Source organism: Alphaproteobacteria bacterium US3C007 (assembly GCA_034423775.1).
Taxonomy (GTDB): Bacteria; Pseudomonadota; Alphaproteobacteria; order Rhodobacterales; family Rhodobacteraceae; genus Thalassovivens; species Thalassovivens spotae.
In genome coordinates, this window is record CP139918.1 from 1945574 (window position 1) to 1959340 (window position 13767).

Sequence of the window (13767 nt, forward strand, 5' to 3'; positions counted from 1 at the left end):
GATGTCCAATGTACGAATAGACAACGTGTTCAAAAGCTACGGTGCAGTTGACGTGCTGCATGGTGTGAGCGTTGATATCGAAGATGGTGAGTTCGTGGTTTTGGTGGGCCCGTCTGGTTGTGGTAAATCGACATTGCTGCGCATGCTGGCGGGCTTGGAAGAAATAAGCCAAGGCACTATATCGATTGGCGATAAAGTGGTGAATGATGTTCTGCCAAAAGAGCGTGATATTGCCATGGTTTTTCAAAGCTATGCCCTTTACCCGCATAAAACAGTTTTTGAAAACATCGGGTTTCCTTTGAAAATGGCCAAGCGCCCGCCAGCGGAAATTAAAGAAAAAGTGGAAAAGGCGGCAGAGGTTCTGGATCTCACTGATTACTTGAAACGCTACCCAAAAGAGCTTTCCGGAGGGCAGCGCCAACGGGTTGCGATGGGGCGCGCTATTGTGCGCGATCCGCAAGTTTTTTTGTTTGATGAACCGCTGTCCAATCTGGATGCGAAGTTGCGCGTAACCATGCGTGTTGAGATCAAAGAGCTTCATCAAAGGCTCGGCACAACGATCGTCTATGTGACGCATGATCAGATTGAAGCGATGACGATGGCAGATCGTATCGTGGTGATGCGCGATGGCCGGGTGGAACAGATTGGAACACCGCTTGATTTATATGATACCCCACAAAATGTGTTTGTGGCGGGCTTTATCGGCTCTCCCTCGATGAACTTCTTACAGGGAAAAATCGATGGTGATGATGGTAAGTTGCATTTCTTATCCGATGACGGACTTATCTTCCCCATCCCGGACGCGCCAGTAAAATCAGGGGATCGCGTGACATATGGTATCCGCCCCGAGCATATTGAATTGGGGGAAAACGGGATGTCCTTTGAAATTTCTGTTCTTGAGCCTATGGGCTCAGAAACGCAGATATATGCAAAATCTGGCGCTCAGAAAATCGATGCATTGGTCAAAGATAGGCTTTCTTCAAAGCCGGGAATGCACGTTAATTTTGTGATCAACCCCGAACATGTACATCTCTTTGATGCGCAGTCTGAAAATCGGATTTAGCCGTTGCGCGTTAACCTTTCCAGACGGCTATACCAGCTATTGTTCAAAAAGAGCGCGTGCGGTTATGCCGCCGTCATAGCCATGGGCCGGCTGGAACCACGCAGCTCTTTTAGGAAGGAAGCGTTTTCGCGTTTTATCCTTAAGACACATATAAAAAATCATGCGACAGGCTGAGGCGGTCATATTTGATCTTGATGGATGCCTGGTCGATACCGAGTGTTTGTCCATCCAAGCCATCGTTGATGAGATGTTACGATTGGGTATTGAGACGGTAAGTTTTGAAGAGATCCGCGATAAATTCCTAGGTATTTCTATGCAGAAAATCTGCAAGGAACTGGCCGATCAAGTCGAAGGGTTCAATGCGGATAGGTTTGTATCGCGTTTCGAAACGCGGCTTTTTGCCGAATATGAAACGAAAGTACCTCTTATAAAAGGCGCTTTTGAGATGCTGCTTAGCCTTGAGCAGGCAGGGGTGCCCATTGGATTGGCAACCGGTGGTTCCTTGCGGCGTATGCAAAAAACGTTGGAACATAGCGGCCTATCGGGCTGGTTGCAAAATAGGGCTTTCAGTGCAGAGCAAGTGAATTTGGGCAAACCTGCACCTGACTTGTTTTTATTGGCGGCCAGCCAATTGGGCTTTGCGCCCGAGAATTGTTTTGTCCTTGAAGATTCTCCGCATGGCGTTGCGGGCGGCTGTGCGGCCGGCATGACGGTGTTAGGGTTTGTCGGTGGATCGCATTTAGCTGGAATAAGAGAAAAACATGCTTCTCTCTTGCGCGCAAAAGGCGCCGCCGCGGTTGTGTCAAATTTGAAAGCGGCAACAGACTTATTTTTGTCCCGAGGCGGCAGAGATTACATTCAACGAGAGGTCGATTAAATGCTACATCCACCAACCTCATTGAAAAACGAAAATTTAGCATTGCTGCGAAACAAAGCCTTCTGCCCAAATTATAACAGAGGCGAATTGACGCCTGGTATTGTTCATATCGGTGTGGGCAATTTCCATCGGGCCCATCAGTCGTGGTATTTGCACAGGCTGATGCAAAACGGCGACGCGCATGACTGGGCAATCATTGGCGCGGGGGTGCGCCCCTATGATGTTGAGATGCGCTTAAATTTGCAAAAGCAGGATTATTTATCGACATTGATCGAATTGGATCCCGAAGGTATGTCGGTTGAGATTGTCGGCTCTATGATCGGGTATCTACCGGTTGAAACGGATAACGGCGCATTGATCGCGCAAATGTGCAATCCAGAAATTCGCATCGTTTCCTTAACCGTGACAGAAGGGGGCTATTACGTTCAGTCAGCAGGTGGCGGCTTTGACCATCAACATGCGGATATTATGTTTGATGTGCAGAACCCGCGTCGGCCCCGCACGGCCTTTGGGGCGATCGTAGAAGCTTTTCGGTTGCGCCGTCAGGCCCGGCAAAACGCGTTTACCGTGCTGAGCTGTGATAATTTACATTGCAATGGGGAAGTTGCGCGCCAAACTATTTTGGGATTAGCCGAGCTTATTGATCCTGATCTGGCTGCCTGGATTAACGCAAAGGCTACATTTCCCAATTCGATGGTGGATTGCATTGTACCGGCCAGCGGAGCAGAGGCATCGGCGCAGGCCGCAAAAATGGGAATTGCCGATCCTGTTGTCGTCACGCATGAAAATTTTCGGCAATGGGTTCTCGAAGATAAATTTTGCGCAGGTCGTCCAAATTGGCAAGAGGCGGGCGTTACCTTTTCGGAAGATGTTCTTGCCTTTGAATCTCAAAAAATTCGTATTTTAAACGCGGGGCATCAAATCGTTGCGAACAGCGCTGAACTTTTGGGAATCGAGCTTATTTCGACCGCTATGCAAAACGATCTGATCCGGAAACTTTTTAATAAAATTCAAGTGGCTGAAATTATACCGCATGTCGCTCCGGTCTCCGGTTTGACGCCAGCTCAATATGTTAAATTGGTTGAAAAACGATTTTTAAACCCATCTGTGAAGGACACTGTTCGGCGCGTTTGCTTTGATGGCTCTTCCCGGCATCCAGGGTTTGTCTTGCCAAGCTTGCGCGATGCTTTGGTTCAAAATACTGCTATAAGTGGCTTGGCTTTCACAGAAGCTGCTTGGGCTAAAATGTGTCTTGGACGGCGTGAAAATGGGTCTGAAATTGCGCCCAATGATCCAAGCTGGGACACTTTGAAAACCTGTGCACAACGCGCTGTGGCGAACCCATGTATTTGGCTTGAGCAACAGAATATTTATGGTGACTTGGTTGAAAATACGCGTTTTAGAAACGCATTTTGCAAATGGTTTCAGATCTTGGCCACGCAGGGTGTGAACCCTGCAATTCAGTCATATTTAAAGGGCGGTTAATTGGCACATCTGGGGATAGATTTGGGTACGTCTGGGCTTCGTGTTTTGTTGGCCGACGAACACGGCCTTCCGATTGGCGCAACCGAGCGTGCTTATTCAGTTTCGCAACCTGCGCCGGGTTGGTCGGAACAGGATCCGGCAGACTGGATCGTGGCGCTGGAAAATGCGATTGCTGAGCTACGTCTGCGTTATCGAGAATTTCTGAATATTAAAAGTATCGGAGTTGCGGGGCATATGCATGGGGCTGTGCTGTTAGACAAATCAGGATCCGTATTGCGACCGTGCATTTTGTGGAATGACACCCGATCAAACCATCAAGCCGCCAAACTTGATGCAGATAAAAGAATACAAGACCTTTCGGGTAATATTGTGTTTCCCGGATTTACAGCTCCCAAGCTGGTTTGGGTGCGCGAAAATGAACCGGAAGTCTTCGCTCAAGTTGCAAAGGTTGTTTTGCCCGCTGGTTTTTTAAATTTTTACCTCACTGGCGAATATGTTGCAGATATGTCGGATAGCGCGGGTACATCGTGGCTCGATGTCGGACGCCGGAGTTGGTCGGATCATTTGCTAGAGGCCAGCAACATGCGCTTGGATCAAATGCCCCGGCTTGTAGAAGGCTGCGAGATGGCAGGGAGATTGCGGCGTAAACTTGCGCGTAAATGGGGCCTTTCTGAGAAGGTTGCAGTGGCCGGTGGCGCTGGCGATAACGCTGCAGCTGCCTGTGGTATAGGAGCGATGGAGGAAGGGCAGGGCTTTGTTTCACTTGGTACATCGGGGGTTTTGCTTGCCGCGCGGCGCGATTACCGTCCGGCGCCTCAAACCGCGGTGCATACATTTTGCCACGCCGTCAGCGGACGCTGGTATCAAATGGGGGTGATGCTCTCGGCTACAAATAGTTTGAATTGGTTGGCTGCTATGTCACAAACCTCTCCTGCGTCTTTAACCGATGCGCTTCATGGCCCAGTTGCAAGGCCGGGCCGTGTGCGTTTCTTACCCTATTTATCGGGTGAACGGACGCCACATAATGATTCGGAAATTCGGGGCAGTTTCACAGGCATTGGAACAGAAACCTCGCGTGAAGATCTAACCCGCGCTGTTTTGGAGGGGGTTTCTTTCGGCTTGAAAGACAGTTTTGAGGCTTTGGCGGACACGGAAGCGCATTTGGGCAAGCTTATTGCCATCGGCGGTGGTACCGCCTCAAAATATTGGCTTGAGTTGATCGCCACAGTGCTTGGCGTTCCTTTAGAGGTGCCCAGCCAGGGTGAATTCGGGGCTGCGCTTGGGGCGGTTCGCCTTGGGATGGTTGCCTGCGGTGAGTATGGCAGTGAAGAGGCAATGGGGGCGCCGCAGATCAGTGAGGTGATCGAGCCGGATTATTCACTATCGGAAAACTTTTACGAAGAATATGTGAAGTTCCAACGCGCTTATCGCGGCATCAAATCCGTTCAATAAGCGGCAAGGCGCTTTTTTCTTTTAAGCCGTGCCCATTATAAAATCTGCACACCGATCGCCCAACATCATTGCGGCAGCATTTGTATTGCCGGCCGTAATATTCGGCACAGCCGACATATCGCAGACCCTCAGATTTTCGATACCGCGCACTGCCAACCGGCTGTCTAAAACAGCAAGTGGATCATCATGGGCCCCCATGCGCGCAGTCCCGCTTGGATGATAATTTGTTTTGACGAATTTTCGGCAATGCGCTGCCATTGCCTCATCGCTTAAATCTGGTTCGGCGGGCGCAATAATAGTTTTAATGCGCTTTCCAAGTTGCCCTGATTGTAACACGTCACGAAAATAACGCTGGCCGTCGATCATTATGTTCATGTCTCTTGGATCTTTAAGTAAATTCGGTGAGACGAGGGGCATGTCATTTGGATCGGATGATTGCAATGCAACGGTTCCGCGCGATCTAGGCTTCATCAATACGGTGGTAATGGTGACACCATAATCCTCATCAAAAACTTGTAAAAGGTCTCTGTCTAAATACACTGCGGGTACGCAAAACGCTTGGATTGACGGGGGTTGATCGGGATCTGTTGGGTTGATGAACGCACCGGCTTCAAAGCCTGTGGTTGTGATTGGGCCGCTCCCGAACAGCAAAAATTGCAGACCATTTCTCAGCATACGCCAGCCCTTGGCTTGCTTGTAGTAACCAAAAGGGCCGTTTGCCAAAGAGAGGACAGGTACTTCTGGGTGATCAATTAAATTTTGACCAATGCCAGGGAGATCGCGTATCGGATTTATCCCATGCGATGTGAGATGATCGGCAGGGCCCAAACCAGACAACATTAGCAATTTAGGCGAAATCAAAGCGCCGGCCGCTAAAATAATATCTGAATTCGAATAAGCTGTTTTTTGGACTCCGGCTTTATCAACATATGTGACGCTGCGTGCGCGTCCGTTTTCAATATTTATTTTATTCACTTTACTGCGAAGCTTAACCGTAATTCTGGAATCTTTTGCTAATGGTGCAAGATAGGCATATGCAGCGCTGCTGCGCTTTCCGCTACGGTTCATAAATTGATAAAACCCCACACCGCGCTGCGTTTCGCCATTGAAATCATGATTAAAGGGTTCGCCTTTTTCCTGAACCGTTTGCACAAACCATCTAGAGATCGCATCAACATGCCCCGGATCAGACACCAGTAAGGGGCCTTCAACACCGTGAAGATGATTTTGCAGACGGTTGTTATTTTCCATCCGCGTAAAATGCTTCAACACGGTATCCCATCTCCAATCAGCCCCATCATTGCTACCGCGCGCTATGCGATCCCATTCATCATAATCGGAAGGCCTACCTCTGATATAGCATTGCGCATTAACGGAAGAGCCGCCGCCAAGCACATTGCCTTGGGGAATATCATGCACACGATTTGCCAAATGCGGTTGCGGCACCGTCTGATGATAGGTCATGTATTTGCTACCATTGATCAGTTTAAAAATACCCGGTGGCATATCTAATAATGGATGGCGATGTGAATACCCTGCTTCTAATAGCAACACGCGGCGCCCGCCTTCTGAGACGAGGCGAGCTGCTGCCACGCAGCCGCTTGAGCCGCCTCCGATTACAATGTGATCATATTCGTTTTCATTGTCTGCCATAGAATGCACCATCGTCTTATGTTGCAGGTATATCATACGAATTTTGGCAGAGTTTGAAACAAATCATTCAATTAAGTAATTTTAAAACTTGAGCTTTGGCGCGATTTAAAGCTGCGCAAAGGTAGGTTTGCGGTGTTTGCCTCGTTAAAATGGTTTCATAGGCTTTCTCGTTTAGTGGCGTTTTACGGTTGCAATTCTTTATGTTGGAACAGATGAAAAGGCTGCTTGAAGCTGCTATAATGAGCGTTCACAAATTCAGCGCTCTATTTAGCTTTGTTGCACATGGGGTAAAATTATCTTGCGCGGGACAGATCTTGTTTACTGCGTTTGAGCTCGGCCTCTAGCTCTGAAGCAGAATGTTTGGATCTGGCCAAAGCGGTTTCGAGCGATGCGCCGTCGATCGCTTGAGATGCGAGCTCAAACAAGGAATAAGTCGAAACGCGTTTGGTTCCTTTCAGCGCAGCCCGGCTTATCCCGTGCGCCGCAAGATATGTGTGATAGGGAGGCAGGGTGCCCTGTCCGGTTGCCGCCTCACCTTTGTTAGCTTTTTCACAGGCTGTGACGCTTGTTGAAATATAAGATCTACAAATGACAGGGCGCGCTTCATATGTCCGGCATGCAAGGGTTTCCGGATCCAGCGATGGGCAAGCTTTTGGTGTCCAATTGCGCCCATCTGGATCATCTTGCAAAACAGAAAGCGCATTATACATCTCGACCGCTTCAATTTCTGTGATCGTGCCCCCATCTTCGCCCTTCAAAATGCAGCAAAATGCGCAGCCTTTCGCGCAAGCCAAACTGCTTGGGTTCAGAGCAGATAGGCCAATTTGGCCAATGCCCTGCGCGACCGTTCCATCTGCCATTTTCTCTATGATATGTGCCATCGGGGTGCCATTTTGGGCCATCGCTTGCGTATAGGCCTCAATGCCGCGTTTGGCGCGCGCCGCAACCTCTGGCGCAGATGTGACCCGCGCTTTGCCAATACGCGTGGATAAAGGGGCTGATTTAGACATCCGAGTTGACCCATTCATTACTCTTATGAACGCAGAGTTTATGCATCTTAATGAGGTTTGCTAGGGGGAGTTACAAAAAATATCAACGGGTTCTCAACTGTAAATTTTTCCGTTGAAATTGTCTTTGCTGGCCAAAGGGGGTTCCCTCAAGCAGCGCAACGTTAGAAATCAAGTATATATAGCCCACCAGTTAGGAACGCATCTTTGTCCTTTCTAAGCTGTATGGTGGAAAAATGCGACAGCACGTAGCCAAATTGACTGCAAAGCGAGTCTATATAATGCTTTGAATGCGCATAGCGCCCCGATCGTTCAAGCTGAAACAACCCTTTTTCTAGATGCTCTGTTGAAAAAGCGAGCTTGCCCGGCCGTTTTTTGCCGGCATTTATCAGCTGGAAGGTTTCGCTTAAATCACCAAGATAAATGAACACATCGGCTGCCATGATACAGTCAAAATCCAAGCTGGTTTTTGCTAAATACGCGTTAATGTCGGAAAGAATCAGCCTATCGTAGATGTTTTTTCGTTCAGCTTGCTCAATCATCGATTTTGACAGGTCAACGCCTTCGATATAAGAGGCAAAGCGTTTGATTTCACAGCCTATCAACCCGGTTCCGCATCCCAAATCTAAAACCGACCCTAAATTTTTCTGAGCGGATAGGTGCAAAAGGGCATCAACAAGACGCTTAGGGGCTGTGTAATGCAAGTTATGGATTAAGTCCTGCTCGAAATGGGGTGCATATTCTTCAAACAAGCTTTCAACATAATCTTGGGGCGGGGTCTGCGTGGTTTGCCCCGTTAGGGCATTTAGAAGATGTTGCGCTCTATCATAGCTTGGATCAATTTTGATTAGATCTTGAAAGCAGGAAACGGCACCGGCAAAATCATCCATATCTTTGAGAACATTGCCCATATTATAGATAGCATCCGTGTAATCTGGTTGCAGCTTAACCGCCGCCTGAAAAGTTTTCAGCGCCGCGCTTAAATCCCCCTGATCTTGCAGACATAAACCCAGATTATTATAGCCCTCATGAAGCATCGGGTTAACCTCAACAGCTTGTGAATAGCGGTTGATTGCCTGGTCAAGTTTCCCTTGGGTTTTGTAGATTACGCCAAGGTTAAAATGCGCTTCGCAAAGGCCCGCCTCGATTGCGAGGCTGGATTTAAAGCAACGTTTAGCATCTTCTAGATTGCCCTCGTCTTTGAACAGATTACCCATATTGTAAAACGCCTCTGCGAAATTTGGGTCTATTTCGATAGCTTTGCGGTAGCTGTGAAGGGCCGGTTCTATTTGGCCGGCGCTTTTCAGCGCAATTCCCAAGCTGTTATGAGCGTTGGAAAATTCCGGGTTGAGCAAAATAGCAAGCTGAAAGCTGTTAATTGCAAGGTTAGTTTTGTCTTGTTTTGATCTTGCATGGCCTAAATTGTAATGGTTTTCCGCAGAATAAGGATCAATAAGCTTCATTCTTTCAAAGCTGGTTTCAGCCTGGGCAAAAGCGCCAAGGCCCATTGCGATAGCACCCATCAGGTTGTGAAGGGTCGCTGCTTCTGGAAATTCGCGCAGAAGGCTTGCGCCAGCTTCAGATGCAGCGATCAAGGCTCCGTTATTGTAAAGCTTTGTTATGTGTTGAATTTGGTCTTCTGGAGGCTCTTGGGGGAAGGGGCCTTCAAAGGCGGGCCGGTTTTGAACGGATTTAAGGCCTTTGCGCGCAGCTGTGTTTTTGGGAAATCTGTTCAAAATATCTTGGTAAAGCCGCGCAGAGTAGGCAAACTCGCGTTGCTTTTCCTTTTTTGTAGCAAGTCGTAAAGCCTGTGCTAGGGGCATGATCTGTAAGATGATCATCTTAGGCGTCTTTCCAAAAGGCTGGTTCCATATGCCTGCTGACATAGCCCGATAGGCTCATGAGACCCGCTTGGGTGAAGCTTCAGTGGAAGGTTTGTCATTTTACACGCAGGCGCCGCTCTTTGTTTAAATCAACCGCCCTGAAATCAGATGGTTCAGGCCGAAATACGCGCCGATGAATATAGAGGATAACGCCAGCGGTGCGTTTATCGACAGCAAGGCCATCGCAGAAATACCCTGTCCAACCGAGCATCCGACCGCCAATACCCCGCCAATACCCATCATTACAGCACCGGTGATTTGGCGCTGGAGCTCGCGCGGATCCTCACAGGCTTCTAATCGAAAATGCCCTTTCATCAAGCTGCCCGTCAATGCGCCAGCCCAGACCCCGCAGACCGATCCGATACCAAAATTTAAGGTCTGCCCGGACGAGGTCATGAAATATAAAATTGTCGAGCCCACGGGGGCGGTGAACCCATGCGAAACAGGGCGCAAACCTGAAAAGCCGACCTGCGCGATAAGATGCGTGCCAATCCACCCGCTTGCAACAGAAAGGCCGACCAAGGCGCCCCAGATGACATTGCCTTTCTCTTCCCAAAAGGCTCTGTTCCAAACCGAAAATCCGAAAACACCCGCGCCCAATAGCAGGCCAATATAGCTTGCAGGCATACCGGTTGAGCTTGAAAGAAGCGCTGAAAAGCTAGCGGTAGTAGGTTGCACGCTTAGCAGCTCGACCAGCCAGATCCGAAGAGGGGAAAGCGGTCCCCCTAGCGTTACATAAGCGCTTACCCCCATCACCAATACAATCACGAACGAGCGCAGATCTCCGCCCCCTAAGCGCGCCAAGGCTCCAAAGCCACAATTGCCAGAAAATGCCATGCCTAGCCCAAATAACAGCCCGCCGAAGACCGTAAGAAGCGGCGTGAAAGGCACCGTAAGCGGATAACTGTTAGAGGTAGAGATCAAGCCTTGTGCAAGCGCCAAATGCACCAGCAGTACCGCCATTCCAATCGCGGTTCCCCACATGCGAAGCCGATTATTGTTCTGACCATAAAGGGCATCTTCAATTGCGCCTAAGGTGCAAAACCGCCCGATCCGTGCGGCCAAGCCCAATAGAATACCGCCTGCGAAGCCAATTAAGGTTCCCATAAGTGCTTCAGGAATGCTGTGCAGAACCATGCTAAACTTTCCTTGGCTGTTGGCTTTGATGCACGCTGAGCAGACTGTTTTATTGCGGCGCAGTCAAGTTTTGTTATTTGCAGAAAATATCATAGACAACGTCTAAAATCCGCGTTGCGCGCTTATCAGCCAGCCGGTAATAGATTACTTTGCCGTCGCGCCGCGGATGCACCAACCCTTCAAGCCGCAGACGCGAAAGCTGCTGTGAAACCGCCGCTTGGCGCGAGGCCAAAAGCGATTCAAGTTCGGTAACAGATTTTTCCCCCGATGCCAGATGGCATAAAATCATCAATCGCCCCTCATGGCTGATCGCTTTCAAAAAATTTGAGGCGGTGAGCGCGTTGTCCATCATATCGTCAAGTTCGGTTTGCGATACGTTTTCAGAGATTATGGGGAGGGCCATCGAATTTCCTTAAAAAGCGATTTCATCTTCAACTGCGCTGATGCCGGCGGCGGCGCAATCTTCATCCAAGGTGCCACCTGGCGCCCCGGATACACCAATTCCCGCAACAAGGCTGCCATCCCCGTCTAACACGGGAAGCCCACCACCCACAGGCATGATTTTCTCCAATTGCCGCAGACCAGAAAGCTCTTCGCCGGCTTCGGTAAGGGCTGCTATGTCGGCCGTGTTGGTTCGGAATGTTACCGCGGTCCAAGCTTTGCGGGTTGCGGTCTCTAATACATGCAGCCCGGCGAAGCGGTCTCGTAAATAGACTTGTGGAATACCAAAGCGATCGGTCACGATCACACCAATTTGATAGCCGCCCGCACGACAAGACTCCATCGCAGCTTGCGCCATGCGCAGCGCAATTTCTGGTTTTAACGCCCTAAATTCGACGAATGCGCTGTCTTCGGCAGAGGCGAACCCCGCCCAGCACATACAAATAAACGCTAGTTTTTTCATGGGCGATTCTCCTTGAATGGGGTGTGGGCTGCCAGAACATCCTCTAATAAGGGCCAGAAGAAATCTTCGCCTGGATAGCCTTCTATACGTGCTAATTCTACATCGTTGTGGATTAGAATAAATGTTGGGGTAAACATTACGCCGCGGTTAAAACGGATCTCATTGGGCAGCGCATCGATATCCACCCGGCGCAACGGGGCGTATTGTCCGGCGCTGGTTTTGGGGTAAATCGCAGATATTTCTTGATCCCAGCGCTCGCACCAATAACAGCCTTTTTCTTCCACCATAAGCAATTCAGAGGCTGAAACCTGCATTGAAGTCAGCGCAATACTAACGCCAGCGATGAAAGTTTGAATGTTCATTTTTAACCATTGACGTTTCAATATCATATTTAATAATATGAATGTGTTTATTTGGCAAGGTGTGAGATATGTTCGACGTCTCTTTAATGGCAGCCTTCGGCGCGGGTTTGTTATCTTTTGCCTCTCCTTGCGTGTTGCCGATCGTTCCCTTTTATCTCAGTTACCTTGCGGGCGTTGGCTTGAATGAGCTCAAAGCTATGGATGCTTTAGACCGGTCTGTTCAGCGCCGTGCGATTATTTCTGCGCTGTTTTTTTCAGCTGGCATGATCACAATTTTTGTTGGAATGGGTGCGGCGGCCAGTGGCTTTGGCGGGTTGGTGCGAGAGTGGTTCGCCCAATTGCGATGGGTGGCCGCCCTCATCATTATTGTGATGGGGCTACATTTCTTGGGCGTTTTGAAAATAGGGATTTTGTACAAACAGTTTAAGATTGAAGCGGGGGATACGCAAAAAATCTCTTTTGCCATGGCGTTTGTTTTAGGGTTGGCCTTTGCCTTTGGTTGGACGCCCTGTGTGGGGCCCATTTTGGCTGCGATTTTATTTACGGCTGCGTCCAGCGATACGGTTGGAGCCGCTATGCAGTTGTTATTTGCCTATGGGTTGGGGATGACCAGCCCTTTTATTATAGCAAGTCTGTTTGTAGCGCCGTTCTTGCGCTGGGCTCAAAGCTTTCGGCGCCATTTGGGGCAGATTGAAAAGATAACCGGTGCCTTATTGGTCTTATTTGGTCTGCTGATTGCGTCTGATAGCGTGAGCGTGATCGCCAATTGGATGTTACAGGCTAAACCGGACCTATGGACCTTTGGATAGGAGATCGACATGAGACGTTTGATTGCAGTTTTACTTTTGGTCAGCTTTGGCAGCGTTGGGCAGGCGGGCCAAATTGGCGATGATGGCATGTATAAAGAATCTTGGATGCGCGATACGTTCAAAGATTTGCGTGAAGATTTGGCAGAGGCCAATGCTGAGGGGAAACGATTGGCTGTTATCTTCGAGCAGCGCGGCTGCATTTATTGCAAAAAAATGCATGAGGAAGTTTTTGTGCAGCCTCGCGTGTCTTCTTACATCGAGGAAAACTTTTTCGTCGTACAATTGAACCTACACGGTGATTTGGAAGTCACCGATTTTGATGGTGAAGTGCTCAGTGAAAAAGACATCGCGCGCAAATGGCGCATTTTATTCACCCCCTCATTTATGTTTTTACCCGAAGATATTGACGACCAACTCGATGCCGCGCAGGCGTCGGTCGCGGTGATGCCGGGAGCCTTCAGTGGTGGCATGACCTTTGATTTACTGACTTGGGTGAACACCAAGCTCTATGACACCGAGGAAGATGGCGATTTTCAGCGCTATCACGCAAAACAGTTTAAATTAAGGCGCGCGGCAAAAGATGCCAATTAAATTCAAGAATATGAATTTATGCTTGCGTAATTGCGCCGTGATGTCTAACGTGAAGCCATAATAATTAATAAAAAAGGGGGGAACATGGGACGTTTTTCGTTGACCTTGGTGTGCTTATTTGCTGGCTCCTCAGCATTCGCTGGGGATGTTATGCCAGCAAATGTTGTGTTTAATGATGGCGCAATCGGCGTAACTTTAACGGCGCAAGCCGGCGATCCAGCAGCGGGCCGCAAGGTTTTTATGAACCGCAAGCAGGGCAATTGTTTGGCCTGTCATGCCAATGAAGATATGAGCGATCAGTCGTTTCACGGAGAAGTAGGCCCGGCGCTTGATGGCGTGGCTGACCGGTGGGAAGCGGCGGAATTGCGCGGTATCGTCGTGAATTCTAAGATGATGTTTGAGGGCACGATTATGCCCGCATTTTACAAAGATGGCGGATTTGAACGAAACTTGAAAAAGTTTCAAGGCAAATCGATTTTGAATGCCCAGCAAGTTGAAGATGTTGTGGCGTATCTTTTAACACTTAAAGAAGAATAGGAGGGCA

The 13767-nt window shown here is 49.1% G+C and carries 14 protein-coding genes; 7 read left to right on the plus strand and 7 right to left on the minus strand.

Going from position 1 to position 13767, the window contains the following annotated elements; genetic code table 11:
* Window position 1 precedes the first annotated feature (1 nt).
* The 4 genes from ugpC (at window position 2) to xylB (ending at window position 4877) form a co-directional block, all read left to right on the plus strand.
* Window positions 2–1063: a sn-glycerol-3-phosphate ABC transporter ATP-binding protein UgpC gene (ugpC, locus tag UM181_09385; GenBank protein ID WQC61550.1), complete on the plus strand. Its 1062-nt coding sequence runs from the start codon at window positions 2–4 to the stop codon at window positions 1061–1063.
* A 160-nt stretch (window positions 1064–1223) separates the two neighbouring features.
* Window positions 1224–1940 (plus strand): HAD family phosphatase, encoded by a 717-nt coding sequence (locus tag UM181_09390; protein ID WQC61551.1) that lies wholly within the window; start codon window positions 1224–1226, stop codon window positions 1938–1940.
* Window positions 1941–3425, plus strand: a complete 1485-nt coding sequence (locus UM181_09395; protein WQC61552.1) for a mannitol dehydrogenase family protein — start codon at window positions 1941–1943, stop codon at window positions 3423–3425. It abuts the gene before it with no gap.
* Window positions 3426–4877, plus strand: coding sequence for a xylulokinase (gene xylB / locus UM181_09400; protein ID WQC61553.1), 1452 nt, complete (start codon window positions 3426–3428; stop codon window positions 4875–4877).
* Window positions 4878–4898: 21 nt separating this feature from the next.
* Here the strand turns inward: xylB and UM181_09405 are convergent, their stop codons facing one another.
* From UM181_09405 to UM181_09435, 7 genes are all read right to left on the minus strand, one after another.
* A complete protein-coding gene (locus UM181_09405) occupies window positions 4899–6530 on the minus strand; it encodes a GMC family oxidoreductase N-terminal domain-containing protein (GenBank protein WQC61554.1) in 1632 nt (543 codons plus the stop codon).
* Between the two features lie 293 nt (window positions 6531–6823).
* A complete protein-coding gene (locus UM181_09410) occupies window positions 6824–7540 on the minus strand; it encodes a YkgJ family cysteine cluster protein (protein ID WQC61555.1) in 717 nt (238 codons plus the stop codon).
* A gap of 161 nt (window positions 7541–7701) precedes the next feature.
* Complete coding sequence (locus UM181_09415; protein ID WQC61556.1) at window positions 7702–9378, minus strand: tetratricopeptide repeat protein; 1677 nt, start codon at window positions 9376–9378, stop codon at window positions 7702–7704.
* 126 nt (window positions 9379–9504) lie between these two features.
* Window positions 9505–10527 carry a YeeE/YedE family protein gene (locus UM181_09420; protein ID WQC61557.1) on the minus strand — a complete coding sequence of 341 codons (1023 nt, stop codon included), beginning with the start codon at window positions 10525–10527 and terminating at the stop codon, window positions 9505–9507.
* A gap of 103 nt (window positions 10528–10630) precedes the next feature.
* Window positions 10631–10960 carry a metalloregulator ArsR/SmtB family transcription factor gene (locus UM181_09425; GenBank protein WQC61558.1) on the minus strand — a complete coding sequence of 110 codons (330 nt, stop codon included), beginning with the start codon at window positions 10958–10960 and terminating at the stop codon, window positions 10631–10633.
* Window positions 10961–10969: 9 nt separating this feature from the next.
* Complete coding sequence (locus UM181_09430; protein WQC61559.1) at window positions 10970–11461, minus strand: heme-binding protein; 492 nt, start codon at window positions 11459–11461, stop codon at window positions 10970–10972.
* Entirely contained in the window at window positions 11458–11823 is a 366-nt protein-coding gene (locus tag UM181_09435) for a hypothetical protein (GenBank protein WQC61560.1), read from the minus strand. The genes UM181_09430 and UM181_09435 overlap by 4 nt, the downstream gene beginning before the upstream one ends.
* A gap of 68 nt (window positions 11824–11891) precedes the next feature.
* Between UM181_09435 and UM181_09440 the strand changes: the two genes are divergently transcribed.
* The 3 genes from UM181_09440 (at window position 11892) to soxX (ending at window position 13760) form a co-directional block, all read left to right on the plus strand.
* Complete coding sequence (locus tag UM181_09440; protein WQC61561.1) at window positions 11892–12632, plus strand: cytochrome c biogenesis protein CcdA; 741 nt, start codon at window positions 11892–11894, stop codon at window positions 12630–12632.
* 9 nt (window positions 12633–12641) lie between these two features.
* A complete protein-coding gene (locus UM181_09445) occupies window positions 12642–13223 on the plus strand; it encodes a thioredoxin family protein (protein WQC61562.1) in 582 nt (193 codons plus the stop codon).
* 84 nt (window positions 13224–13307) lie between these two features.
* Complete coding sequence (soxX, locus tag UM181_09450) at window positions 13308–13760, plus strand: sulfur oxidation c-type cytochrome SoxX (GenBank protein ID WQC61563.1); 453 nt, start codon at window positions 13308–13310, stop codon at window positions 13758–13760.
* The last annotated feature ends 7 nt before the right edge of the window (window positions 13761–13767 follow it).

Bases quoted from the DNA above. Each gene is read 5' to 3' on its own strand.
- UM181_09415 (WQC61556.1), bottom strand. From the start codon at position 9,378: ATGATCATCTTACAGATCATGCCCCTAGCACAGGCTTTACGACTTGCT.
- UM181_09395 (WQC61552.1), top strand. From the start codon at position 1,941: ATGCTACATCCACCAACCTCATTGAAAAACGAAAATTTAGCATTGCTG.
- UM181_09390 (WQC61551.1), top strand. From the start codon at position 1,224: ATGCGACAGGCTGAGGCGGTCATATTTGATCTTGATGGATGCCTGGTC.
- UM181_09405 (WQC61554.1), bottom strand. From the start codon at position 6,530: ATGGCAGACAATGAAAACGAATATGATCACATTGTAATCGGAGGCGGC.
- UM181_09420 (WQC61557.1), bottom strand. From the start codon at position 10,527: ATGGGAACCTTAATTGGCTTCGCAGGCGGTATTCTATTGGGCTTGGCC.
- soxX (WQC61563.1), top strand. From the start codon at position 13,308: ATGGGACGTTTTTCGTTGACCTTGGTGTGCTTATTTGCTGGCTCCTCA.
- UM181_09425 (WQC61558.1), bottom strand. From the start codon at position 10,960: ATGGCCCTCCCCATAATCTCTGAAAACGTATCGCAAACCGAACTTGAC.
- UM181_09435 (WQC61560.1), bottom strand. From the start codon at position 11,823: ATGAACATTCAAACTTTCATCGCTGGCGTTAGTATTGCGCTGACTTCA.
- UM181_09440 (WQC61561.1), top strand. From the start codon at position 11,892: ATGTTCGACGTCTCTTTAATGGCAGCCTTCGGCGCGGGTTTGTTATCT.
- ugpC (WQC61550.1), top strand. From the start codon at position 2: ATGTCCAATGTACGAATAGACAACGTGTTCAAAAGCTACGGTGCAGTT.
- UM181_09410 (WQC61555.1), bottom strand. From the start codon at position 7,540: ATGTCTAAATCAGCCCCTTTATCCACGCGTATTGGCAAAGCGCGGGTC.
- UM181_09445 (WQC61562.1), top strand. From the start codon at position 12,642: ATGAGACGTTTGATTGCAGTTTTACTTTTGGTCAGCTTTGGCAGCGTT.
- UM181_09430 (WQC61559.1), bottom strand. From the start codon at position 11,461: ATGAAAAAACTAGCGTTTATTTGTATGTGCTGGGCGGGGTTCGCCTCT.